The sequence below is a fragment of the Nitrospira sp. Nam80 genome, assembly GCF_965152575.1.
The window spans coordinates 3,267,246-3,292,033 of record NZ_OZ224216.1 but is presented as its reverse complement, the minus strand read 5'-3'; the positions used below and the strand labels follow the sequence as shown (position 1 = coordinate 3,292,033).

Annotated in this window: 24 protein-coding genes and 1 pseudogene; 21 read left to right on the top strand and 4 right to left on the bottom strand. The window is 56.1% G+C overall.

Annotated features, from left to right (window positions below):
- Nucleotides 1-49: 49 nt before the first annotated feature.
- The 3 genes from ACWGXE_RS15425 to ACWGXE_RS15415 all read right to left on the bottom strand — a co-directional run bounded on the left by ACWGXE_RS15425 (nucleotide 50) and on the right by ACWGXE_RS15415 (nucleotide 3,211).
- A complete protein-coding gene (locus ACWGXE_RS15425) occupies nucleotides 50-352 on the bottom strand; it encodes a co-chaperone GroES (RefSeq protein ID WP_447598786.1) in 303 nt (100 codons plus the stop codon).
- A 212-nt stretch (nucleotides 353-564) separates the two neighbouring features.
- A complete protein-coding gene (locus ACWGXE_RS15420) occupies nucleotides 565-2,049 on the bottom strand; it encodes a N,N-dimethylformamidase beta subunit family domain-containing protein (RefSeq protein ID WP_447598785.1) in 1,485 nt (494 codons plus the stop codon).
- A gap of 130 nt (nucleotides 2,050-2,179) precedes the next feature.
- A complete protein-coding gene (locus ACWGXE_RS15415) occupies nucleotides 2,180-3,211 on the bottom strand; it encodes a sigma-70 family RNA polymerase sigma factor (protein WP_447598784.1) in 1,032 nt (343 codons plus the stop codon).
- A gap of 168 nt (nucleotides 3,212-3,379) precedes the next feature.
- Between ACWGXE_RS15415 and ACWGXE_RS15410 the strand changes: the two genes are divergently transcribed.
- The 21 genes and pseudogenes from ACWGXE_RS15410 (at nucleotide 3,380) to ACWGXE_RS15310 (ending at nucleotide 23,383) form a co-directional block, all read left to right on the top strand.
- Complete coding sequence (locus ACWGXE_RS15410; protein WP_447598783.1) at nucleotides 3,380-4,597, top strand: MFS transporter; 1,218 nt, start codon at nucleotides 3,380-3,382, stop codon at nucleotides 4,595-4,597.
- A 205-nt stretch (nucleotides 4,598-4,802) separates the two neighbouring features.
- Nucleotides 4,803-6,005, top strand: a complete 1,203-nt coding sequence (locus tag ACWGXE_RS15405; protein ID WP_447603754.1) for a bifunctional 3,4-dihydroxy-2-butanone-4-phosphate synthase/GTP cyclohydrolase II — start codon at nucleotides 4,803-4,805, stop codon at nucleotides 6,003-6,005.
- A gap of 63 nt (nucleotides 6,006-6,068) precedes the next feature.
- Nucleotides 6,069-6,527 (top strand): annotated as a pseudogene (gene ribH, locus ACWGXE_RS15400) (6,7-dimethyl-8-ribityllumazine synthase); the annotation flags it as partial.
- A 91-nt stretch (nucleotides 6,528-6,618) separates the two neighbouring features.
- The gene (nusB, locus tag ACWGXE_RS15395; RefSeq protein WP_447598782.1) at nucleotides 6,619-7,077 is read left to right on the top strand and encodes a transcription antitermination factor NusB; all 459 of its coding nucleotides are present in this window, start codon (nucleotides 6,619-6,621) and stop codon (nucleotides 7,075-7,077) included.
- Nucleotides 7,078-7,213: 136 nt separating this feature from the next.
- Nucleotides 7,214-8,539, top strand: coding sequence for an adenylosuccinate lyase (gene purB, locus ACWGXE_RS15390; protein WP_447598781.1), 1,326 nt, complete (start codon nucleotides 7,214-7,216; stop codon nucleotides 8,537-8,539).
- Nucleotides 8,536-9,330 carry a chlorite dismutase family protein gene (locus ACWGXE_RS15385; protein ID WP_447598779.1) on the top strand — a complete coding sequence of 265 codons (795 nt, stop codon included), beginning with the start codon at nucleotides 8,536-8,538 and terminating at the stop codon, nucleotides 9,328-9,330. The genes purB and ACWGXE_RS15385 overlap by 4 nt, the downstream gene beginning before the upstream one ends.
- A gap of 3 nt (nucleotides 9,331-9,333) precedes the next feature.
- Nucleotides 9,334-10,038 carry a phosphoribosylaminoimidazolesuccinocarboxamide synthase gene (purC, locus tag ACWGXE_RS15380; RefSeq protein WP_447598778.1) on the top strand — a complete coding sequence of 235 codons (705 nt, stop codon included), beginning with the start codon at nucleotides 9,334-9,336 and terminating at the stop codon, nucleotides 10,036-10,038.
- Between the two features lie 257 nt (nucleotides 10,039-10,295).
- Nucleotides 10,296-10,523, top strand: coding sequence for a hypothetical protein (locus ACWGXE_RS15375; RefSeq protein WP_447598777.1), 228 nt, complete (start codon nucleotides 10,296-10,298; stop codon nucleotides 10,521-10,523).
- On the top strand, nucleotides 10,520-10,765 hold the full coding sequence (gene purS, locus ACWGXE_RS15370; protein WP_447598775.1) for a phosphoribosylformylglycinamidine synthase subunit PurS: 246 nt from the start codon (nucleotides 10,520-10,522) through the stop codon (nucleotides 10,763-10,765). Before ACWGXE_RS15375 ends, purS begins: the two co-directional genes overlap by 4 nt.
- Nucleotides 10,766-10,892: 127 nt before the next feature.
- The gene (gene purQ, locus ACWGXE_RS15365) at nucleotides 10,893-11,603 is read left to right on the top strand and encodes a phosphoribosylformylglycinamidine synthase subunit PurQ (protein WP_447598774.1); all 711 of its coding nucleotides are present in this window, start codon (nucleotides 10,893-10,895) and stop codon (nucleotides 11,601-11,603) included.
- Between the two features lie 507 nt (nucleotides 11,604-12,110).
- Complete coding sequence (purL, locus tag ACWGXE_RS15360) at nucleotides 12,111-14,366, top strand: phosphoribosylformylglycinamidine synthase subunit PurL (protein WP_447598773.1); 2,256 nt, start codon at nucleotides 12,111-12,113, stop codon at nucleotides 14,364-14,366.
- A 14-nt stretch (nucleotides 14,367-14,380) separates the two neighbouring features.
- On the top strand, nucleotides 14,381-15,811 hold the full coding sequence (purF, locus tag ACWGXE_RS15355; protein WP_447598771.1) for an amidophosphoribosyltransferase: 1,431 nt from the start codon (nucleotides 14,381-14,383) through the stop codon (nucleotides 15,809-15,811).
- Nucleotides 15,812-16,166: 355 nt separating this feature from the next.
- Nucleotides 16,167-17,441 (top strand): nucleotidyltransferase domain-containing protein, encoded by a 1,275-nt coding sequence (locus ACWGXE_RS15350; protein ID WP_447598770.1) that lies wholly within the window; start codon nucleotides 16,167-16,169, stop codon nucleotides 17,439-17,441.
- A gap of 155 nt (nucleotides 17,442-17,596) precedes the next feature.
- Nucleotides 17,597-18,142 carry a peroxiredoxin family protein gene (locus tag ACWGXE_RS15345; RefSeq protein ID WP_447598768.1) on the top strand — a complete coding sequence of 182 codons (546 nt, stop codon included), beginning with the start codon at nucleotides 17,597-17,599 and terminating at the stop codon, nucleotides 18,140-18,142.
- Between the two features lie 28 nt (nucleotides 18,143-18,170).
- Nucleotides 18,171-18,410 (top strand): hypothetical protein, encoded by a 240-nt coding sequence (locus ACWGXE_RS15340; RefSeq protein ID WP_447598767.1) that lies wholly within the window; start codon nucleotides 18,171-18,173, stop codon nucleotides 18,408-18,410.
- Between the two features lie 7 nt (nucleotides 18,411-18,417).
- Complete coding sequence (locus tag ACWGXE_RS15335; protein ID WP_447598766.1) at nucleotides 18,418-19,011, top strand: hypothetical protein; 594 nt, start codon at nucleotides 18,418-18,420, stop codon at nucleotides 19,009-19,011.
- Between the two features lie 13 nt (nucleotides 19,012-19,024).
- A complete protein-coding gene (locus tag ACWGXE_RS15330) occupies nucleotides 19,025-19,852 on the top strand; it encodes a tetratricopeptide repeat protein (RefSeq protein WP_447598765.1) in 828 nt (275 codons plus the stop codon).
- Nucleotides 19,845-20,276 (top strand): hypothetical protein, encoded by a 432-nt coding sequence (locus ACWGXE_RS15325; RefSeq protein WP_447598764.1) that lies wholly within the window; start codon nucleotides 19,845-19,847, stop codon nucleotides 20,274-20,276. The genes ACWGXE_RS15330 and ACWGXE_RS15325 overlap by 8 nt, the downstream gene beginning before the upstream one ends.
- A gap of 15 nt (nucleotides 20,277-20,291) precedes the next feature.
- Nucleotides 20,292-21,350: a methyltransferase gene (locus tag ACWGXE_RS15320; RefSeq protein ID WP_447598763.1), complete on the top strand. Its 1,059-nt coding sequence runs from the start codon at nucleotides 20,292-20,294 to the stop codon at nucleotides 21,348-21,350.
- A 379-nt stretch (nucleotides 21,351-21,729) separates the two neighbouring features.
- Nucleotides 21,730-22,131, top strand: a complete 402-nt coding sequence (locus tag ACWGXE_RS15315; protein WP_447598762.1) for a thiol-disulfide oxidoreductase DCC family protein — start codon at nucleotides 21,730-21,732, stop codon at nucleotides 22,129-22,131.
- Nucleotides 22,132-22,309: 178 nt separating this feature from the next.
- Nucleotides 22,310-23,383: a hypothetical protein gene (locus ACWGXE_RS15310; RefSeq protein WP_447598761.1), complete on the top strand. Its 1,074-nt coding sequence runs from the start codon at nucleotides 22,310-22,312 to the stop codon at nucleotides 23,381-23,383.
- Here ACWGXE_RS15310 and ACWGXE_RS15305 read toward each other — a convergent pair.
- Entirely contained in the window at nucleotides 23,265-24,698 is a 1,434-nt protein-coding gene (locus ACWGXE_RS15305; RefSeq protein ID WP_447598760.1) for a peptidase MA family metallohydrolase, read from the bottom strand. The genes ACWGXE_RS15310 and ACWGXE_RS15305 overlap by 119 nt on opposite strands.
- Nucleotides 24,699-24,788 lie beyond the last annotated feature (90 nt).

The following is a 24,788-nucleotide window of genomic DNA, read 5'->3' as shown; positions in this document are numbered from 1 at the left end:
AATGCTCCTCCCTTTACGTCAATGGTTCGTAGGTCGTGGCTATTGCGAATTAGCTGGTGAAAATGCCGAGGATGTCCTCTTCCTTGAGGATCAGGCATTCCTCATCATCGATGCGAAGTTTGCTGCCGGAATACTTGTCGAAGAGCACTTGATCGCCGATCTTGACGTTCTCGACCTTCTTCCCGATGGCTTGCACGGTTCCGCGCTGAGGCTTTTCCTTAGCCGTATCCGGGACATAGATACCGCCGGATGTGCGTTCCATTTCCTCGGTATAGGTGACAAACACGCGGTCACCGAGAGGTTGGAAGTTCTTGGCCACCGCTGACTTTTTTTCCTTTGTTTCCGTCGCCATACGCAGTCCTCCTCCTTATGATGAACACTGGAACTGAAGTGGTTGGTTAAATGACAAACACGAATTGGGCGTCGCGCACAACATCCGACCCTGCAAAAGGTACGGGATTGTAGATAGCGTCACTCTGAGACAAGTCAAGGGCGGGCTGGAAATTATTCTGGCCGGTCCCCTTTACTTCAGAAGCTGCTGATTTTACGCGAGAGCATCAAGATTTAGCAAGAGCGCCGGGAACAGGGGACGGCTGATTCGGAAAGTTGCTGTTCAACCGAACCGATATGAGTGGGAAAGACGGGTTCATGGTGTGAAGGCGGTTGAATCAGCAAGGCCAACACATTCTTTGTAATTTCTTGAGCGGCCTCGCTGAGGCGTGAGGACCGGATGTCCGGAGCATTGTAGTCATCGAGCCCCCAACTCCATTGCATCGAGCCTGTCGCAAAGACGTGGGCTCCGCTGGGCCAGGTGTAGAGCGTCATGGCCGCTTGATTCCACCGGCCTCCAACTTCGTACGGCGATTGCGCCAATATCCTCAGACCTAGCGGACTTCCATAAAACGGGCGGTCGACCTCATAGCCGAGAAGCCCGCGAAGCCTGCCATCCGGGGGCAGCGGTACGCCGGAAAAAATCGGGTGCGATGACTGCGAAATGACGATGTCCCCATCGACGGGCACCGCATCATACATCACCCCGATCAGCGACTCTTCCGGCTCGTTGACGGGAGCGTCGCGCCACTGAGACGTCACCAGCCGGTCATTGCTTGAATCATCGTCGATCGCGTAAGGATCCGATTGATGCGCGGTTTCCTTGTAAGCAACCATGGTCCGGTGAGGCTGTCCTGTCAGAGGACTCGGTTCAAGGCGAATTTGCCAATAGCAGGTATTGGAGGAAAAGAATCCGAGACCGACGCCTCGTTCACGCGCTTCCTCCACGTGCGAGCGCATCTCTCTGGACCAATACTCGTCATGTCCGACCGAGAGCCAAGCCTTGTGCCGCTTCCACCAATGTCCATCCCGATGCATATCGATATTCGTGCTATACGTTACATCATAACCCTGTCGTTCCAGCCAACGTACCATATTGTATTCCCAACCGGCGGGTGAAATCGGGGAAGTCGGATGGATGGAAGTAGCCGTGAGAAAATCCCCCGCTCCCACGCCGGAGGCGGCCGATGGGTGAGCGCTGCGCGCGTAAGGCCGATTGAAGGAAACCTTCCGGGCCCATTGCTCGCCCAAGCTGCCGGATGGATAAGTCGATTTCCCGCCCCAACTGTTATAGGCCTGATATGTGGTCACGCTGCTTTGAAAGAGAAAGTCGGACGGGCGTGCGTCATCCCGGATCACAAAAATCATATAACTTTGTTTACCGCTCGGTGTGCCGGTCAACTTGGCGAGATAGATGCCGCTCATCCAATCGGAAGGATCGTCCGGATTGAAGGTCACGAGGCCATAGCTCGGAACCCACTCGCATTCGATCAATCCCGTCACCGGGTCGGGCGCAGGCATCGCTTGGCGCATGCCTTCCAGCCTGATTCCGCCTTTCACGAGCCGTGCTCCGGCTCCTCCGTACCAGCCCATCCGGTAGATCTCGATCGTATACGACGCATCGATGGTGCTGATGAAAAAGGTAATGGTCTCGCCGCGGTTCACACTGGTCTCGGAGGCATAGCCTTCAATCTCGTGATCGGCGGGGTTGGTCAGCACCCAGGTCGGATCTCCTGGGCGCGTGTTTTCCATTTCTACCGGTGTTGCGCTCATCACGGGAAGCGAGCCAAAGAAGGTACACAGACCGGTATGGATAGAAGCACAGATCAGGAATGCCGTGAAGGACCGCTTAGGTGCGGAGCTGATCAAAATCTTTGACTTCTTTCTTAATGTAGTCGCGTAGCCGTTTGATGATGCGGGCTTCGACCTGGCGGGTTCTCTCCTTGGTGATGCCGTATTTGGCCCCCATATCCTCTAAGGTCAGCGGCGTGTCCGACAGAATACGGTTGCGTAGGATATCTTCCTCGCGCTCGTCGAGCCTGGTGATGAATTCGGCCAGCTTTTGCCGGAAGAGGTGCTTCAGTTGGGTGTCCGCCAATTTCTCGTCGGCGGGGACGTCCTGCGTCGGCAAGATATCCATGAGCGTCCCGTCCTGCTCCTCGCCGATCGGCTGATCCAGCGACAGTTCCCAGCTCCCCAATCGCTGGTCCATCTCGATGACGTCGCGCTCGCGGACGTTCAATCGATCCGCCAGAAGTTTCGTATCTGGGACGAATCCCTCCCGCTCCAGCTTCGCCTTTTCTTTTCTGAGGTTATAAAACAGTTTGCGCTGATCCTGCGTTGTTCCGACTTTGACGAGGCGATACGTGTTCAGCAAATAGCGAAGGATATAGGCCCTGGCCCACCAGGCTGCATAGGCGTAAAAACGCACGTTCTTGGAGGCATCGAATTTCTTGATCGCCTGCAACAGGCCCACGTTCCCTTCCTGAATGAGATCCATGTGGTCGGCGCCGGTGTGAAGATATTCCGCCGCGATGGCGACCGACACGCGCAGATTGGCCAAAATAAGTCTGACCGCCGCGTCGCGGTCGCCCTTGAGTTGATACTCCCGGAAGAGGCGCAGTTCTTCTTCCTTGGATAGATAGGGATAGCGACGGATCTCGGCCAGATATTGTTGCAGCGCGGTAACCGGGACGACCGAAGTCGTTTCCGTGGCCGGGATCAGCGGCGTGGCGGGTTGGGCAATAGAATCAGATGAGTCGGAGGGTACTTCCTGTGCGTCGACCTCCTCATCGGTCGGGTCAAGAATCTCGGCGTCGCTTGTTTCATGAGCCGGATCAGTCTCCGTCTCATGCATAGGCTGGGGTTTACGTTTTGCCATAGCGCGGTGGCCTTGGTCCAGAGATACGAATATCACAGATACCGAGCCCTGTACAAAGGCGGAGGGCTTTGGCGGCGGCGCCTGCTTGCACCGTTCAAACGGTGACTCGTATAGTGATACGCATTCGATAAGCGTGTTGAACAGTATGATGAGCAGGAGGCGGCGCATATGATGCGTGTCGTGGATGCGCTGCGAAGCGGTCATTGGCCGTCGCTGCTGGGCGCATGGTTGCATTTCGAAGTGAGTTTCATGACGTGGCTCTTGATCGGAGCCCTTGGGGTGCCGATTTCTGAAGCGTTTGGTTTATCGGCGACGCAGAAAGGATTGCTGGTTGCGGCTCCGCTGCTTGGAGGAGCTCTCTTGCGTATCGCCGTCGGGCTGTGCAGCGATCAGTACGGGACGAAAAGAACGGGGATAGTGCTGCTGATCTGTGAAATCCTGGCCGTCTCATGGGGATGGCTGGGGGCTACGAGTTATGGAGGGCTGTTGATGACGGGCCTGTTGCTGGGAGTGGCAGGAGCCAGTTTTGCCGTCGCGTTGCCGATTGCGAGCTATGCCTATCCCCCTGTCCATCAAGGGCTGGCCATGGGAGTTGCGGCGGCCGGCAATAGCGGCACCGTCCTGGCGATGCTGTTTGCGCCGCGACTGGGGCAGAGTGTCGGGTGGCACGGTGTCTTTGGTTTGATGGTGATCCCTCTTGTTCTCACGCTCGCATTGTTCACGGCGTTGGTGCAACCGGATCGGGGCATCGCACGCCAAGAACCGGGGCGGCGATGGTGGCAGACCATGGTGAAATCTCTATCCCAAAGATCCATGCACTGGGTCAGCTTTCTCTATGCGGTGACATTCGGGGGATTTGTCGGATTTTGCAGCTTTCTTCCGATTCTCCTTCACGATCAATATGGAGCCGATTGGGTAACGGCGGGATCGATCACGGCTCTATGCGGGTTGGTCGGAAGCCTCATTCGTCCCGTCGGCGGATACGTCGCCGATCGATTTGGCGGACTGATCGTCTTGCGGCTGGTGTTCGCTTGGATCGCGCTCTGTCTGGCCCTGGTCGGAACAATGCCGGGGTTTTTCCATGCGGTGGCGTATACTGTCTTAGCCGTAGGGGCCATGGGCTTCGGGAATGGCGCCGTCTTTCAAGTAGTCTCGACAAAATTTCCGAAGCAAATGGGGATGGCCTCCGGCATCGTCGGCGCTGCGGGCGGATTTGGTGGATTTCTGCTGCCTTTTTGCCTGGGATCGCTCAAGGATCTGACCGGGACATTTCAATCAGGGCTCTGGCTGTTTTCCGTCGTGGCTGCCGTCGCAGCCGTGACCGTTCGAACGGCTCTTCAGCAGGAAAGCGTTGTCGAACGGCATGGAGAGGGTTTTTCTGGTTGACAGAGGATCAAGAAAACCGGTTATGTGAGCCGGCAAAAAGTCAGTTCTGAGTGCTGAACGATGAGTTCCGAGTTGGAGGCGAGGAGAAGATCACTGCTTTTAACTGGTATCATGCCGGAATTTGATAGCTGCTCCGCGCTGCGGAGGCAATGGGTCGTATTCACCGTTCTTAACTCAGAACTCATAACTCAACACTGCCATGCCTTTGCCGTTTAATTCGATCGAAGACGCAATCAAGGATATCAAGCGCGGCAAATTCATCATCCTCGTGGACGATGAAGATCGCGAAAACGAGGGTGACCTCGTGTTGGCGGCGGAAAAGATCACACCGGCTGCCGTGAATTTCATGGCGACCCATGCCCGCGGGCTGATTTGCCTGGCGCTTACGCCGGATCGGGTCGAGCAATTGCAACTGCCGCCACAAGCGGCCGAAAATACCGCAACGTTCGGCACCGCCTTTACGGTGTCCATCGATGCGCGGAAAGGCATCACGACCGGCATCTCCGCGGCCGATCGCGCCACGACGATCCATGTGGCCATTGACCCGAACAGCACCCCGGCTGACTTAGCCCGGCCCGGCCATATCTTTCCCTTGAAAGCACAAAAGGGCGGTGTGTTGCGACGTGCCGGCCAAACTGAGGGATCGGTAGACCTTGCCAGGCTGGCGGGGCTTTATCCGGCGGGCGTCATCTGCGAGATCATGAACGAAGACGGCACGATGGCGCGTGTGCCTGAACTTGCTAAATTTGCCAGATCCCACAAATTGAAAATGGTCACGATCAAGGCGTTGATCGAATACCGCATGAGACGGGAAACGTTCGTCAAGCGGGCGGCGAGCGCGCTCCTGCCGACGGTGTTCGGTGATTTTGAGGCGATTGCGTTTGAAAACGAAGTCGACGGCGCCACCCATATCGCGTTGGTGAAGGGCCGCGTCGATTCCGAGGTGCCGACCCTGGTTCGTGTCCATTCCGGATGTCTGACCGCCGACGCACTGGGCTCGCTTCGCTGTGATTGCCGTGATCAACTGCATCGCGCCATGGAGATCATCCAAAAGGACGGCCGCGGAGTCCTGCTATATCTCAATCAAGAGGGACGGGGCATCGGCTTGCTGAACAAGATCAAGGCCTATGGATTGCAAGACACCGGCAGCGATACAGTGGAAGCCAATCTCAAGCTGGGGTTCAAGGCGGACCTGCGCGATTACGGGGTCGGGGCGCAGATTCTAGTGAATCTGGGACTGCACCAGATCAGGCTCATCACGAATAATCCCCGTAAGATCGTCGGGATTGAAGGATATGGATTGAAGGTCGTTGAACGGGTCCCCATCGAAATCGCCCCGCGCGCGGCGAATGAGCGGTATTTGAGAACAAAGAAAGCCAAGCTAGGACACATTCTCAAGAAGGTGTGACGGCTGCTGGGTAAGAATGCCGACCCGTTGAGCAGCTATTTTTGCCATGGCCGTTGTGAACTGATGAAACTCCGGAAAGGGTCTCATGATGCGACTGGACTAAAGTTTGGGATTGTCGCGAGCAAGTTTAACAAGTTCGTGACGAGCCGCTTGCTGGCCGAGGCGATCAAGGCTCTGACCAATGCCGGAGCCAAGGAAGAGGATCTTGAAGTAATCCGGGTTCCGGGCGCGTTTGAAATCCCGTTGGCCGCGCGCCAATTGGCCCGGTCGGGACGATGTGATGCCGTGATCTGCCTCGGTGCGATCATCAGGGGTGACACCCCGCACTTCGATTATATTGCCGCCGAGGCGAGCCGCGGCATCCTTCAAGCTTCGATGGATACGAATATTCCGGTGGTTTTCGGTGTCTTGACGACGGACACCGTGGCGCAGGCGATCGAACGGGCCGATCCGGCCAGGCATAATCGCGGCGCCGGCGCAGCAGTCACTGCGATTGAAATGGCGAACGTCATGAAGCAACTAATCAAAGATTCGATCTGCGAAGCGCCTGCGGCGCGTGTGGTGCTGAAAGAGCGGTCGAGGCGGCGTCCTGTGAAAGGGGTAAAGCGGTAATATGGCGTCCCGTCATCAGGCCCGGGAGCGGGCGCTCCAAATTCTGTTTCAGTACGATATTCATGGAAGAGGTGGATCCTGGCTGGATGAATTCTGGCAAGAATATCCGCTTGAGGAGGCCACAAGAAAGTTTGCGGAGCAGCTTGTGGACGGCGTCTTGACCCATAAGAAGGAGCTCGATACGCTGATCGGCGCCTGTGCGACGAACTGGAAGATTGATCGCATGCCGATTGTCGACCGCAATATCCTGCGGGCCGGTTGTTATGAGCTGCTCTATCTGCCGGACGTGCCGGCCAAAGTGACGATGAACGAAGCGATCGAATTGGCCAAAAGCTTCGGCGATGATGAAGCATCGAAGTTCGTCAACGGCGTGTTGGATAGGATCTTGAGTTCCGATGCCCGCCTCGATCGAAAACGGGCTCATCCTGAACTGCCGGTGTTCGGGAGCCGTGAAGTGTGAAGAAAGGAACCCTCATAGCTGGCGAGACACGAGTGACGAGCGACTAGCGACGGTTTGTGACCGACGAGATACGAGAGACGAACGACGAGTGACGGGTGTTTGAGATGCGAGCGACGAGTAACCGGGATGAGACGCGATGATTGACCGATACAGCCGCCCGCGCATGAAGGCCCTCTGGCATCTCAAGCACAAATATGAGATTTGGTTGGAGGTCGAGCTGCAGGCCTGCGCGGCGTTTGAACAAGCGGGACAGGTTCCGCGGGGAACGAGCGCGCGCATCCGGAAGAAAGCCAAAATCGACGTGGACCGGATCGCCGAGATTGAACAGGTCACGAAACATGACGTGATCGCATTTCTCGAGTCGTTGGCAGGCGCCGTGGGGCGGGACCACCGGTATCTCCATATGGGACTCACGTCCTCGGATATCGTCGATACGTCGCTGGCCGTGCAGATGACGGAAGCGCTCGATCTCATCCTTGAGGGCGTGAACAGCTTGGCCGAGGCCCTGAAGCGGCGGGCGATGGAGCATCGCAACACGATCATGGTGGGCCGTTCTCATGGAATTCACGGAGAACCGATCTCGTTTGGCTTTAAATTGGCGATCTGGCATGAGGAAATCCGCCGCCATCGCACACGTTTGCAGGCGGCGCGGGAAGACATCGCCGTGGGAAAATTGTCCGGGGCGATGGGGACCTTTGCGCATCAGGCTCCCAGAGTTGAAGAATTTGTCTGCCGCAAGCTCGGTCTCAAGCCGGATCCGGTGTCCAATCAGGTGGTGCAGCGGGATCGCCATGCGGCTTATGCCGCCGCCTTGGCCCTCTTGGCGGCGACGATCGAGAAGATCGCCACGGAGATTCGCCATCTCCAGCGGACCGAAGTCTTGGAGGTGGAGGAATTTTTCTCAGAAGGCCAAAAGGGCTCGTCGGCGATGCCCCACAAACGGAACCCGATCGTCTCGGAGAATCTTTGTGGGTTGGCCCGTCTGGTCCGCGCGAACAGTCTGGCGGCGATGGAAAACGTCGCCTTGTGGCATGAGCGGGACATCAGCCATTCGTCGGTCGAGCGGGTCATCATGCCGGACAGCACGATTCTCGTCGATTACATGCTGGCCCGGGTCTCAGACCTCATCACGCATCTGGTCGTCTATCCGGAACGGATGAAGCGGAATCTCGAACTGACGGGTGGACTGGTCTATTCGCAGCGGTTGTTGCTGGCTTTGATCGAGAAGGGCGCGCAACGCAAGGAATCCTATGAAGCGGTCCAGCGGAATGCGATGGCGGCCTGGAAGGGTGGGGGAACGTTTTCTGATTTGATCGGCAAAGATGCTTTTATCACCCGCCATTTGACGGCCGCGGACATCGCGTCCTGTTTTAATCCGGCGTACTATCTTCGGCATCTCGAGGAAATTTATCGACGGGTCTTCGGCACATCGCCACGTCGCAGAGGGAGACGGAAAAAATGACCAAACTGATCCAGGCCATCGGCATGCTGGGGTTGTTGTTCGGTCTGGTGTGGATCTCTCCCTCGAACGCGGCGGAGCGGAATCAACTGCTGACGGAACCAGGGATTTTTGCCACGTTCGCGGCGTTTCAAGCGGATCACGATTGGTGGAATCTTGAGCCGGCCGTTAAGCAAGCGGCTCTTGCGGAAGCCAAGTCAGTGCTGGCTCGGCATGGCGAGAACCTCGCTATTGACTCGTATCTGTTGAGAGGCCTATCTGATCATGCCGATGTCATGATCCGTGTGCATGGACGCGAGTTGCGGGACATTCAGAGCCTGATCATTGATCTGCTCGCGACATCGTTCGGAAAGCATGTGCGCGTCTCGATACTTCTGAACGGACTGACCAAGAAAGCCAATTATGTGCCGGGTTTTCCGGACCAGATCAAGAACGATTTGAAAACGCCGACTGATGACCCGGGACCGACCCCCTATGCGATTGTGATCCCGATTCGGAAGGATGCCGAATGGTGGGCGTTGGACCAGGAAAAGCGTACGGCGCTCATGTTGGAGCATACAGGGGCCGCGCTGCCGTATTTGAAAACCGTGAAGCGCAAGCTCTATCACTCGAGCGGGCTGGATGATGTGGACTTTATCACCTATTTTGAAACGTCCAAGATGGAAGAGTTCCATCAGCTCATCCTGGCCTTGGAAGAGGTCAAGGAGAACAAACACAATCGGCGATTCGGGCATCCGACGCTGGTCGGGACGAAGAGATCCTGGGATGAGTTGGCCGAGATAGTTGGACGGTGATGCATGGCGATCGGGACACAACTCTACGAGGGCAAGGCCAAGAAGATTTTTGAGACGGCCGACCCCGATCAGGTGATTCAGTACTTCAAGGATGATGCGACGGCCTTTAACGCGCAAAAGCGCGGCACCATCGCGGACAAGGGCGTCATCAATAACAAAGTTTCGGAGCGGCTGTTCCGGCTCTTGGAGCAGGGGGGCGTTCCGACGCATTTCATTGAACGGCTGAGCGATCGCGAGATGCTGACCAAGAAGGTGAACATCGTGCCGATCGAGGTGGTCGTCCGCAATACCGTCGCCGGAAGCCTGGCCAAGAGGCTGGCGTTAAAGGAAGGAGAGCCGATCGAACCGGCGCTCGTGGAGTTCTATTATAAGAACGACGCGCTCGGTGATCCGTTGATCACCGAGGACCATGTGCGTTTGTTGAAGCTGGCTGCGCCCCCGGTAGTCCGGCAGATCAAGGAGCTGGCATTGAAAGTGAACGGCTTGCTGCTGCCGTTTTTTCGTGAGCGCCGCATGAAATTGGTGGATTTCAAGTTGGAGTTTGGTCTGCATCATGATGCGCTGATTCTGGCGGACGAAATTTCTCCCGATACCTGTCGCTTCTGGGATATGGGCACCGGGGAATCGATGGACAAGGATCGATTCAGAAAGGACTTGGGAAGGATCGAAGAGGCGTATCAGGAGGTGTTGAAGAGGGTCTATGGATAGCGGTTGTGCCGATCCCCTTTGCTCAGGCACGACGTCCCGACCGCACTATGCCTCGTATCTGGTCGGGTGCGGGACTTGTTCCGTGCCGAGTGGTACTCGAACGGAACTGCGGACAGTCCTCGTCGTCCACTTTCAGTGGACCGCATCTGTTCGGCGAGTGCGGTGCCCGCGAAGTCATGCATGGCGCAGTGGGGCTCGGTGCTTCCGAACGTGTAAAGGAAGGACGATAGAGAACTCTCTTAAGGAAGTTTGGCGCGATGACTCGGTTTCTTGAGTTCTTCATGAACTACGGGCTCATTGCGGCGATTCTGGTATGGGCCGCGGCCGTCGGCCTCATGGCGTACCATTTGACGGATTCGCCGTGGCGATGGGCCTTTGCCGCCTTGTCAGTCGGAGGCCTCGGGACGGTAGGAGTCATTCTGTGGATTAGAAAATATGTCAATGCGATAAACGACAAGCTGCCACAACAGGAGTCCAAGCCTTGAAAGCAAAAATTCACGTGACCTTGAAGCAGGGCATCCTCGATCCTCAGGGAAAGGCGATCGAGCATGCGTTGGACTCGCTGGGATTCAAGGACGCGACAAATGTCCGGGTCGGTAAGTACATGGAGCTGGACCTGAACGAATCGGACAGGGACAAGGCCGAGCAGGCGCTGAAATCCATGTGCGAGAAATTGTTGGCGAATACGATCATCGAAGAATACCGGTACGAGCTCACCGGACAGTAGAGGACGGTGAGTTCGAGTTCTGAATTGTGAGTTCTGGGTGCTGAATGGTTCAGATCCAGGAATCGCTGGTTATAGTTTATCGTAGCGGATTCTTGATTCTAAACTTCTAACTCATGACCTGCATGCCATGCGTATAGGCATTGTCGTTTTCCCCGGTAGTAATTGCGACCACGATTGCGAGTATGTCTTTAAAGAAGTGCTCGGGCAGTCGGTCGACATGATTTGGCACAAGCACACGTCACTGTCGGGCCTCGATGCGATGGTGTTGCCCGGAGGATTTTCCTATGGCGATTATCTTCGCACAGGGGCGATCGCCAGATTCTCGCCCGTCATGGGATTGGTGCAGGACTTCGCGAGAAAAGGCGGCCTGGTCCTCGGGATTTGTAATGGGTTTCAGATTCTGCTTGAGGCGGGACTGTTGCCGGGTGCCATGCTAAGGAACGCTTCGCTCAATTTTATTTGCAAGGATGCGTACATCAAAGTCGAGAATGCGGCAACCAGTTTTACGAACCGTTGCGAATCCGGTCAGGTCTTGAAAATTCCGATCGCCCATGCCGACGGCAACTACTATACCGACCCGGTGACATTGGCCGGCCTGAAGGCTAATGCGCAGGTGGTGTTGCGCTATTGCACGGCGGACGGCACGGTGACGCCGGACGCTAATCCGAACGGCTCGCTGGACAATATTGCCGGGATCATCAATGCGCAGGGCAATGTGCTGGGCATGATGCCACATCCCGAGCGGAACGCGGAGCAGATTCTGGGCAATGCCGACGGCCGGTTGATCCTGCTTTCGATGTTGGATACGCTGAAGAAAAAAAGGTTGGCGATGGTGTGAGGGCATGACCCGTCGCTCCTGTGCCCTCCTGTGCCTCCGCGGTCACCCTTTTGGAGTTTGCCGGGCGGAGCCTTCTGGAATTCCTTCGCTGAGGTCTGCGACCGCAGTGCCCCAGACAGTTCCAGCTTCCTTCCCGGCTCACTCTCGTTGAGTCCCGACCGCTGTCGGCAATGTCGCGCCGGAACATATCCTCGCACACGAACGTTCGTGGCTAAGAAGTGCAGACGAGGCTCCGTGTGATTGCGCCAGGAGGACTTGGCCGCATGGAGAATATCACCTCGTACTTCTTTAAAAGGGTATCAGAACGACTAGAGGTAATATTCGAACGTTGTGCGAGGATTTTGATCTGAGCAGGGAGAACAGAGAGGATGCTGGAATTTGGACATGAGAGTTGGAGGGGCTCTGGAAATCCGCTCTCCAACGATTTATGAAGTACGTAGGCAAGGAAAACTTATTCGATCTGCTGGAGTCCGGACAGATTATTCCTTGGGAAGTGCGAAAGGTACGATGATGCCTCAGCAATCGCCTGTCAAAGACCTCCTCGCCCAGCATAATCTGACCGACGAGGAGTATAAGAAGATCCTGGAGATTCTGGGACGGGAGCCGAATCTCACCGAGTTGGGCATGTTCTCCGTCATGTGGTCGGAGCATTGCTCATATAAAAGCTCGCGCATCCATCTCAAGAAATTGCCCACGACGGGTCCTCGGGTGGTCCAAGGGCCGGGAGAAAACGCGGGCGCGGTCGATATCGGGGATGGATTGTGCGCCGTTTTCAAGATGGAATCCCACAATCATCCGTCCTTCATCGAGCCCTACCAAGGCGCGGCGACTGGCGTGGGAGGAATTTTGCGCGATATCTTTACGATGGGGGCGAGGCCAATCGCCTTGCTCGATTCGCTGCGATTCGGCGGATTGGAATCGGCAAAAAATCGCCATCTGCTTCGCGGCGTGGTGGCCGGTATAGCGGGATATGGCAACTGCATGGGCGTGCCGACGGTGGGCGGCGAGATCGTCTTCAACGATATTTACTCACTGAATCCTCTTGTTAATGTCTTTTGTCTCGGGATAGCGCACAAGGACAAAATTTTTCTCGGTAAGGCGGCCGGCGTCGGCAATCCAGTGATCTACGTGGGATCGAAGACGGGCAGGGATGGGATTCACGGCGCGACGATGGCGTCGGATTCGTTCGATCATGAATCGGAACAGAAGCGGCCGACGGTGCAGGTCGGTGATCCCTTCACCGAAAAGCTCCTTCTCGAGGCCTGTCTCGAACTGATGTCCGGCGATTTGCTCGTCGGCATTCAGGATATGGGGGCCGCCGGTCTGACCAGTTCTTCCTGCGAAATGGCTTCGCGGGAGGGGACCGGGGTGGAATTGGAGCTGTCGAAGGTGCCGTTGCGGGAGCCGGGCATGACTCCGTATGAAATCATGTTGTCGGAATCGCAGGAACGGATGCTCATGGTAGCCAAAGCCGGCCGGGAGGGCGAGGTCATACGGATATGCCGCAAATGGGATCTCGATGTCGCTGTCATCGGTCGCGTGACAGACACGGGTAAAGTCGTCCTCAAGACGGAAGGTCACATCGTGGCGGAAATTCCCGCGAAGGCATTGGCGGATGACGGGCCACGATATGATCGGCCCAGCGCGCCTCCGGCGTTCCAGGAGATGCTGCAGGCGTTGAACTATGACGCATTGCCCGATGTCACGGATGCGAACAAGGCGCTGCTGAGATTGCTCGAATCGCCGACGATCGCGAGCAAGCGCTGGGTATATGAACAATATGACCATATGGTGCGGACGAACACGATTGTCCGACCCGGTTCAGACGCCGCGGTGCTGCGAATCAAGGGGACCGACAAGGCCTTGGCCGTCTCGGTCGATTGCAACAGCCGGTACTGTTTGCTCAACCCGTACGAGGGCGCCAAGATCGCGATTGCCGAATGCGCGCGGAACCTTGTCTGTTCAGGCGCGGAGCCGATCGGCGTCACCGATTGTTTGAATTTCGGCAATCCCGAACGGCCGGAAATCATGTGGCAGTTTGTGCTGGCTGTTGAAGGGATGAAGGATGCTTGCGAGGCGCTGAACGTGCCGGTCGTCAGCGGCAACGTGAGTTTGTACAACGAGACGAATGGACTGTCGATTTATCCGACGCCGATGATAGGGATGGTGGGGCTCATTGATCATGTGGATCGAACCGTCACACAATGGTTCAAGCAGCCGGGCGACGCCATCATTGTATTGGGCGTGACGAGGGAGGACCTCGGCGGTACGGAATATCTGAAGGTCATGCATCATCGGGAACAGGGTTCGCCCCCGCTCCTCAGTTTGGATACCGAGAAGGCGGTTCAGGCTTGCACGTTGACGCTTATTCGAAATGGATTAGTACAGTCGGCTCATGATTGTTCGGATGGTGGTCTGGCGGTTGCGTTGGCTGAATGCTGCGTATCGGGTCCTGATCAAAAACTAGGGGCTATGGTAGAATTGCAAGCCGGTCGCCTCCGTAGAGACGCCCTTTTGTTTGGGGAAAGCCAATCGCGGGTCATTCTGTCGGTGAAATCTGACCAGGTGGAACAGGTCATTCGGGCGGCAGGTGAAATGGGCGTCCCGGCAGCCAAGGTTGGAGCGGTGGAAGGGAAGCGATTGATCATTGATATTGTCGGCGACCGCATCCAGGCAGGCGGCGCCGCCATCGATCTTGACCTTGGCTTGGTTTCTGACCGCTGGACCCACTCGTTGGAGCGAAGCCTCGCACATCCGGATTAGCCCGTTTGAGAATTATGCAAAAACTGTTACCCATGCATTCTCCCGATAAGTTTCACGATGAGTGCGCTGTCTTTGGGATCTATGGTCACAAGGAAGCCTCCAATCTGACTTATCTCGGGCTGTATGCGCTTCAGCATCGCGGACAGGAAGCGTCAGGCATTGTGTCGAGCGAGGGCGAGCATTTCCACGTGGAGAAAGGGATGGGCCTGGTCGCCGATATTTTCTCCAACCGTGAGTTGAGTCGATTACCCGGCGATAAAGCGATTGGACACAACCGGTATTCGACCACCGGCGGCAACGATTTAAAGAACGTGCAACCGTTGACGGTGAACTTTGCTTTTGGAAACCTCGCCCTGGCCCATAACGGCAATCTGATCAATGCCACCGTCTTGCGGAATGAATTGGAAGCGTACGGCGCTATTTTTCAATCGACTTCGGATACCGAAGTAATCATTCATCTTATCGCGCATTCCCGGGCGGATACGTTGCTAGCGCGGGTAATCGACGCATTGAACCAGGTCCGCGGCGCATTTTCAGTCGTTCTGCTGACAGACGATGGGATTATTGCCGCACGCGATCCCCATGGATTTCGGCCGCTATGCCTGGGGCGGTTTCGCGATGCCTGGCTCGTCGCGTCGGAGACCTGCGCCTTCGATCTGCTTGGAGCCGACTATGTGCGTGAAATCGAGCCCGGTGAGTTAGTGGTACTCGACCATAAGGGTGTCACGAGCTACAAACCCTTCCCGCAGGTCAAGCCGGCGATGTGCGTTTTTGAGTATGTGTATTTTTCGCGGCCCGATAGCCGGATTTTTGGCGGCAGCGCTGTGTATGCGATTCGAAAGGCGCTGGGACGCCAATTGGCGCAGGAATCCTGGGTGCCGGCCGATATCGTGGTTCCGGTTCCCGATTCCGGTGTTCCGGCTGCTTTGGGTTATGCCGAGGGGTCGGGCATTCCCTTTGAAACCGGCCTGATCCGCAATCATTATGTCGGCCGCACCTTTATCGAGCCGGAACAGTCTATCCGCCACTTCGGCGTAAAAGTGAAACTCAATGCCGTCCCGGAGGTGCTCAAAGGAAAACGTGTTGTGGTGGTCGATGATTCGCTCGTCCGAGGGACGACGAGCCGGAAAATTGTGAAGATGTTGCGCCATGCCGGCGCAAAAGAAGTCCATATGCGAATCAGTTCGCCGCCGATTGTAGCCCCGTGCTTTTATGGCATTGATACGCCGACGAAAAAGGAGCTGATTGCTTCTTCTCACCGGAAAGAGGAGATCCGCAAATATATCACGGCCGACAGCTTGGCCTACCTGAGTCTGGATGGTATGTTGAAGGCCGCTCCGAATCAGGCTGACCATTACTGTACCGCCTGCTTTACCGAACGCTATCCGATCTCTTTCACCCGTGCCGAAGAGCTCCAGCTTGGGTTGTTCGAAGCCTCTCATTGAGTGCCCGTTGCGTTTGACATCCTACAACAATATCCGCCACGCCGAGGAATACTCGCATGCCTACGGGGCCCTATACCATGAAATGATGGGGAGACGTCGTCTATCCCGTTCTCTTTGAATAATCGGACTCCATCAGCAATCCAGTTCCCCGCCGCGTATTCCGACGCTAAGCGCCGGGCTGGAGCGATTTCACATTCGATTCCACGACCTTCCTTCCGCCAAGGAGGGAACATTCCCACCGGGATGGGAATTGGCCTGGAAAGACGAATTTGATTATGGTCCCGCCTTGGCTCGAAAGGGTTAAGGCGGCTGCGCTTTCCCACAAACCGTCAATGAGTGTGATTCGGAGGATGGCATGCCTCAGATCGTCCCATCCACGCGGAACCCTCGACCTCATACCACCGATTCTCTGTTTCGATTCAATCTTTCCCACTTGACCATCGAGGCTCAACTTCTCGTTCTTCTGGCGCGAACATCAGCGAATGGAACCCTTCAGGTGGAGATTCAGGATCGATTGCGCGACGGCGTCGATTGGAGCGTCCTCTGGCACCTTGCCGAGTCTCACGGTGTGGCTGCATTGGTGTATCGGATGTTGCTCGCCCATGGGTGCAGCTCGGTTCCCAGCGATATATTGGAAACTTTTCGCCGGAAGGCGCAAACCAATGCCATTGTGAGCAGCTTATTGACGGGTGAGCTGGTGACATTGGTCGAGGCCTTTGCGGCGAAAGGCATTCGCGTGATCCCGTTCAGTGGCCCCACGTTGGCCGCTGCGGCATATGGAGATCTCACGCTACGCGAATCCGGTGACGTTGACCTGATCGTCGAGCGATCCTCCATCACCCAAGCTCGGCAATTGCTGTGGTCGCAAGGATACCAACTGGTCGGAAAGACGCCGGCTGGTTGCGACAGTCTGGATGAAGCGGTTTACTCCTTCGTAAGGCGGAACGGAACCTTCCGTGTTAATCTGCAATGGGCCATGGATCGTGGTCTCTTTTCATTTCCTTTGGACCGGGAACCGTTCTGGAAACAGTTGAAACCGCTACGGACAGGCCCGCACACCATCATGGCTCTCGCGCCTGAAGAGTTGCTGATCGTCCTTTGTGTCAGTGGATCGATGCACGCGTGGAAAGACCTCAAATGGATTTGCGATGTGTCCGAATTGCTGCGGCGGCGACGAACGATGGACTGGAGCCGTGTATTGTTCTTGTCTCATGCATTGCGATGTCGCAGGATGTTATTGATGGGTCTTGCGGTGGCTCATACGCTGTTCGACGCATCGTTGCCGCGTGTGGTTCAGCATGCCATCATGGCTGATCGGGATATTTTCGATCTCACGAAGGCAATGCCGCGTGATTTTTTGAAGCGAAGAGCTGAGGGCATTGACGAGAATGACGCCGAGGCCCTGTATCTTCTTCTCAGGGACTCATGGATCCAGCAATCCTATTATGCCTTGGCGATATGCCATGCCGGGGATCCAATCGTAAAGAAGTCACTTCCTTGGTTCCGGCTGCAGGCGCGGCTCAACATGCTGTATCGACTGGTCCATCCATTGCATCGAGCGGCTGCATGGTGCTTGGCGTTTCTTCGGGAAGGAAAATCGCTTCTGAAGTGGCCGGTGGCTCCGGGATAGAAGCCGCCGTATTGTAAGTTCCGATTCGTGTAAACGGCTGGTCAGTTCATTCCATCCAAGCACTTCGCCGATCTCCTGTTGCTCCCCAAAAAAATGCCGTGTTAGGATGGGTCGCGATCGACAAGAATCAAATGACATTTACAGGAGGACGGGCCATGAAAAAGCTCCTCATCGCAATCTCGATCCTGTTCCTTCCCTTTATGGCGATGCATCTGGTTTTTGCCGCCGGATTTTTCAAAATTGGGGAGCGCGCACCGAACTTCGCATTGACGTCGCTTACCGGCGATCCGGTCTCGCTGGAGTCGCTGAAAGGAAAGGTTGTAGTGCTGGGGCTATTCCATATCTGTGATCCTTGCATGGCTCAAGGCACCAACTTACAGAAGGTCTATGAAGCCACCAAAGGCAAAAATGTGGCGGTCATCGGTATCAACTCAGCCGGCAATTCCAAACGCGATGTCGGGGAATTTCTGAGCGCGTTTCCGGTGAAGGTGACATATCCATATTTGCTCGACCCCAACAAGACAACCGATAAGCTGTATGGGGGTGGGAAGTTCATTCCCAACGTATATGTCATTGATCAGGCCGGCGTCATCCGTTGGCAGCGGGTCGGCAATATGGATCTCGCCGGCAGCGACGTCATCCTCCAAGAAGTCGACAAACTATTGGCGGCGGATGCCGCCACGGGGGCTGGATCAATGTAAAATGTAAATCGTGAGGGAGTAAACCGGTATGGACGATTGGGAAGAAGGAAAGCAGGCTTTCGTCGGCCTCGTGCAGCGAATCGATTCATCGGTGCAGGTGGTCATTCCGACGAAACCGACCAACAGCGTATTTCTTATCTCGCTGACGAAGGGGCCGAATCGAAAATTCATGACCCTTCCTGAGGATGACATTATTGATCTTCCGGAAAACGCTGCGATCCTTGCCAAGGTGACGAAGGCGGTCCAGGACGCGGTCTCCGCTTTATGAGGCAAGGATGAAACCGCTGTTCCCCGGCATATGGCAATGGTCGTGGTTCTCTGAAGAGAAACAGTTGGATTTCAACGGCCTCTATCTTGGAGTCGGCGAGCATCACATATTAATCGATCCGCCGCCGATGGATGAGAGTGATCGGCAGGTCGTCAAGCGTGGAGGCGGTATCGACTATATTGTCGTCACCAACCGTGATCACGAGCGAGAAGCAGCTCGCTATCAGGCTGAGTTCGACTGTCAATTGTATCTTCCCCAGGTCGATGCGCCACTCATGACGCTGGTTCCCACCAAGACCTTTGCCGATGGCGAATTGCTTCCCGGAGGCGTGTGGGTCATTCAATTGAAGGACCAAAAGTCGCCGGGGGAGTCGGCGCTGTTTATCCAGCAGGGCAAAGGCATCCTGATCGTTGGAGACGCCTTGGTTGGAGCTCCTCCCGGGGGGCTGCGACTATTGGCGCCCGAAAAGTATGCGGACTACGCGAAGGCCAAGGAAGGATTGAGGCGGTTGCTCAAGTATAACTTTGATGCAATTCTCGTCGGCGACGGCGTAAACATCATGACCCGCGCCAAATCGGTTGTCGAACGAGCCCTTCAGTAGCTGGGAAGAAAACATGCCGCTGCGCAATGGATTGTCCGAGGAACTGAATCGACAGGGAAATGCGCATTTTGCGAGAGGCCATTATACGGAGGCCTATGCCTGCTATGCCAAGGCGCTGGAATGCGACAGGCTCACCGGCAATCAACGGGCGTTGAGCGCCACCCTCGGCAACCTGGGAAATATTTGCGCGGTGAGCGGCCGGCGGGAATCGGCACAGACTTATTATCAAGAAGTTCTGGAACTCCAAAAGGTCTTGGGTGATGACCAAGGGATCGGGACGACATTGGCGAATCTTGGAAATTTGCGAGCCGACGCCGGAGAATGGGATCGAGCCCGCGCCTACTATCTGGAAGCGCTGGACATCATGACGCGCACGCATGACGAGGTGGGAAAGGCGGTGCTGTATTCGGATCTTGGTCTCATTGCCAGAGAGACCGGCCAGTTCGACGAGGCGATCCGTTACTATGAGCAGTCATTAGTTCTGATGCGGCGACTCGACAATCAGGGCGGCGTGGCGGACGCATGGCGCATGATGGGACGCACATTCCTTATCCAGAAGCGGTACGAAGATGCAGTCGCCTGTTGCCAAACCAGCCAATCGATCGCGGAACGGAACCATGATGAATTGCGGGTCGGTGGATCTCGATATGTGCTGGCGCAGTGTTATGAGGAACTCGGCCAGTATCGCCAAGCAGCCGATCTGTTGGAGCAGGTGGTACACATGGATCGAAAATATCGCCTTCCGAAGCTTGAAGAAAACGTGAAACGTCTGGAACAGCTGCGTATGCGGATCGAGGAAGAACGCCCGCTCTCTCGTTCGCTCGGTTCTCGCCATGAGTGACGGTACCGCACATCCGTGGAATGAGGTACGGGCTGATTTAGTCCGGAATCATCCCCAACTGTACGATCTTGAGCCGGGCGGCGCCCTCGCATTGGACCTGGAAAGCGACGGATGGCTGCTGGAAATCACCCCTGACGGCCGGTTGATGTGCCAACACGGCATCGCCATGGATGACATCCTGAGCCTGATCTCTGACGGTACGCCCGAAGATCTCGGTACAGATGAGGTCGCGAAACAGGCCAAGTATTTTCTTCAGCCTGCCGTGGCAAGATTTCGTCCTATGCTCGTCAAGGAGGGATTTGAAGAAGGAGTGGCTATGAACGACGAGTATGTCGCCATCACCTTTGAGAAATTCATCAACTGGCAGCAGCTGGATGAAGTGCACGCGCTTGTACGGTGGTGCCAACAGAAAATCAGACCCTAGAGACTGCAGTTTCCCATGAGCCGCGGCGGCATCACCGATTTTGAAAGATTCCGAGAAGCGATTACCGCCTATCGATTGCCCCGTGTCATAGTCTCCGCGCTGGAATTGGACCTCTTCACCGCGGTCGGGACCGAATCGTGGTCTATCGCCGACCTGGCGAAAGCTCTCCGTGCCAGCGAGCGAGGTCTTGATATTCTCTGCCGCAATCTAGCCGCGTGCGGCCTGCTCACAAAGCGAGGCCAGCTCTATCGCAATAGCACCTTTGCCGTGATCGAACTGAACCGTGCTCACCCCCGTTGCCGAGCAGCCTATATCGATCTCCTGAAGGACCAGTGGTCTGATTGGTCCCGCCTCACCGATCAGGTGCGAACCGGTCTGCCCGTCGACCATGAAAAACCTGAAGAGTGCGACTATCGCCGGCGGTTTACATGGGCCATGCATCACCGCTCAGTCGATGTCGCCGCCAGGGTGGCCGCGCAGGTCTCGTTGCGCAAGGTCAAATCTTTGCTTGACCTGGGTGGTGGACCGGGAACGTATGCGCTGGCCTTTCTGAAGAAGAATCCGACATTGAGCGCCACCGTATGCGACCGTCCCGCTGCCCTTGACGTGGCGAGAGAAGTGGCGGCCATCGAGAAAGCGGGCACGCGCCTTTCCTACCTTGCGGTTGATTTCATGAACGAGCAGGTTCCCGGCCGATACGATGTGATCTGGTTTTCCAATGTGCTGCATATCTATTCCGCGGCAGAGAACCAGGCTCTGTTCAAGAGGCTTCGTCAGGCGCTGAACCCTGGTGGGCGGCTTATCATACAAGATGCATTCCTTCACGATAAAGAAGGTCTGTACCCTGCAGAAGCGACTTTATTTGCCGTTACAATGTTATTGTTTACCGAACAGGGGAACACCTATACCATCCACGAGACCTCGTCGTGGCTTCGTCAAGCCGGCTATAGCACGGTGAAGCCACTTAAGATGAAAAGGGGGACGGAGGATTGGGACGGCGGCTTGCTCCAAGCTGTTCATTCGATATCCCGCCGAGCACAGCCTGTCCTCCCCAGACGATCAGCAAGAAATTAAGGCTTCCGCTCAGCAACCCTGCGCCGACCATGAGCGTGCCTCCTTTGGGCCTGCTCAGCTCCTGGACCAGTGTGGCAATGTCGAGCGCCAGACCAATCGTGCCGTACATGACGACGACCATCGTGGCCCATCGGACATGAAAACCGAGCAAGGCCGCCAACAGGACCGGTACTCCGACTAAGAATGCAATCAATGGCCATGAGGCCGGTTCGGTGGACTGAGGATCAGCCGGAAAGGCAATCTGCCAGATGCCTGATGTTATAGCGAGCGCCAAGAGAAGCGCCTGAATCCGGCGGCAAAGCATGAAAAACACTATAGCGCTGTGAGCGGTCCGCCACAATGCCGTCTTGTCTGAGACGCATATTGAGCGGAGGTATGGATGGCTGACCATGAAACGCCTGTAAGGCAACCGAGCGAACAGGACTGCACACTCATTTATGACGACGAGTGCCGGTTTTGCGTGACGGCCAGGAACGCGATTGAAAAGGCGGCCGGAAAGGGTCATTTGGTCCATGTACGCTATATTCCATACCAAAGCGAGGAAGCCGCGCAGCGTCTTGGCAAGGATTATGTGCCTGGGCGTCCCGATGTGGCCTTCCTGATTGACTCCGACGGCAGCATTCGGAAGGGATTAGACGCCTTTCTTCCCCTTTTGCCCGGACTGAGAGGGGGAGCAGTGCTGAGTCGTCTCGTCAGGATTTCGTGGTTAAAACCAGTGGCACGTCTTCTGTACCGCTTGATTGCCCGCTACCGGTATTGTCTGTTCGGGGCAGTTCGATAGGCCTGCCCGCGTTCCATTACATCATCTACATCCTTCACATATCCCGCTTCTACCCGGCTCGGTCAACCATGTGCGGTTGGTCCTGCATACCCCTTTAGTCGGCGTTCGCTGACCCACCGAATAATTTACCCTTCGCTTCATGCGGGAAAGAATTGCGTCTCATGAACCGGAGGGCAACATGATGTATCTAGCGCAACCGGTTCGGAAAAAGCGATTGCAGGTGCCGAATAGGATGCCGGGATGGCTTGGAACCGCTGCAATACGCCATCTTCTGCAAAGTGCGCCGCGGCGGTGGATGCCCATGGCACTGATCGGCATGACCATGTGGGGTCCACTGATCGCCTTTGGACAATCCTTTGATCAGTCCATCGGCGTGGACAAGGGCCCTCCTACGTCCGCCGGAGTCGAGAGTGCTCCTGAGCACGGAGATTTTCTTGTTGCAGGATTCGGCTTTCAGACCTCCATTTCATCTTTGATTACGATTCGAACCTACCAGGCAAGAACGGGGGCGGTCCTATCGGAAGATTCCTACAATCTGAATGTTCGGGAGGAGGCGGCCGCGGGGGAAACACAGCGCGATCGTATCTTTGCCGGAGGAATCGGAGTCGATGCCGACGGTCAGCCCCGGTTTTTGCTGCGGGCCTACGACGCGCTGACGGGCAAGTTCTTGTGGCAGGGCCAGCTGAACCTGACACCTCAGAAAGAAGAGCGTCGAGTCCGGCCGGTTGCGACCATTATGCCTTTCCGGTCCATCGTACGGAGAACTGGAATGGAATGGCGGTCGCCTGTCCAGCTCAACCTGTCTCTCCGCGCCGTTGACCCATTGACAGGAAGACTGGTGTGGGAAGATAGGTTCATTCCCGGTGTCTCGACGAGCAGGCGGGCGGAAAGGACCGGCTTTCGCTCGGTCGATCGATTCGTAACGGCGGAGACGATAGGGCATATCTTCAATCTTGTGGTCCGCACGGTTGATCGCGTCTCAGGTCGTTTCTTATGGCAGGATTCATTCGAGGATGCCGATCTCATCGAGCGAACAGAAAGGGACAGTGGTCGCCAGCTTGAGCCTCAGGCGGTGCCTCTACGGAACGAGAGGGATGCGGCCATGTTGGCATCCATCGGACGGCCGGGGCCGGCTATGATTGGGTGTGCTGCTGTCTGGAATGGAATGTCTCAGCCCACTGTTGTTGAAATCTATCATAGGACAGCAGGAGCTTGTCCTGCATCGCCATGGCGAGGGTTTGGCGGGCTTTGAGATGTCCGAGTACCTCATGCATCTTATGCATCCCAAATCGTTCCAACAAATAATGAGTGGCTGAACTGGCTTCGACATAGGCAACCATGGCCGCATGGGGCGATAACTGCTCCCAGCTTCCCTCCAACGCGGTCAACGGCACCATCTGCACATCGTTCTCCAAAGCCCGATTCAATTCCTGCCACGAATCTCCAGACAGCTGCATGGCCAACCCTTCGTTCAGCCATGTGGGGATCGATCCGCCGTTCGGGCCAACCTGATGGTGAAGCAGCGCATGAACGAATTCATGCCGCAAGACGCGCGTGAGCCATTCTCGATCTGTCAGGGCCCCCTGCGTAGGAACCTGAATCCGACCGAGCACCGGATCGAATAGGCCGTCAGCCCACGCCGGGCTGCCCGTTGAGCCTTGAAATGCGGTTTTGCTCAAAAGGGTGACTGTAATCGGTTTCTCGGGAAAGTAATTGAATTTCTGGCCGATGTCGCGATAGGCGTCTTCCAAGATATCCAGAACGGTGGTCCAGGTGGCCTGGTCCTCGTTACCATCGAATTTGACGATGAAGTGGACGCTGCTGCGTGACGCCAATTTTTCTTCGACTTTCTCGGTCCGGTGAACTTTCTCGGTGACGATCTTTAAATAGGATCGCAAGGCGGGATCATTGCGAATCCGGGCTGTCGCCTCACGCAGATGACCACTCGCCTCAGTCAGCTTGTCCTGCTCCTGCAACAGGTCCGCGAGAGCGAGATGGGGAAACGCTTCCTCTGGAGCCAGCACCGCCACTTTGGAGAGGAATCCTACGGTCAAATTAGGATCGCGCAGGCTCCAGTACGCTTGCGCCAAATTCAGCATGGCGATCGTATTATTGGGATCAAGCGCGGCGGCCTTTTTAAAGGCCTTGAGGGATGCTTCGGTCCCCCCCGCTCGTTCTTGCAGTATGCCGAGATTATTCCACAAGATTGCGACATGGCGGCGGACTGAGGGTTCGGCAAGGACCGATCCCGGAATATCGGCCAGCTTGGCTTCGACCGGCGCGGCATTCCCCTTCTCCAATTCTTCATTGATAGTCGCGAGGAGATCTATGTGCCGGGGAACGGGCACCGTCATCGGATCGAGCGTGCGAGGCTGCTTGCTCATGATCAGGGCCGCCTCTTCGCCTTGCGATCGAGAAGTCGATGCCGGTTCATTGGGAATGATGGGCGCAGCCGGTGGGGGAGTATCCGGGAAGTAGTGCGGCTTCAGCCATGCATGGTAAGAAATGAACAGTGCGAGCACGAGCGCCAACGGACCGAGAATATGGGTGATGTTCCGGCGGTACATAATAGACCCTAAGAAATAAGGTGGCGAGACTGACTGTATCACTCGTGGCAAAGGCCGCCAAGAAAAGTCCCGAAAGCCTACAAGGGCTGC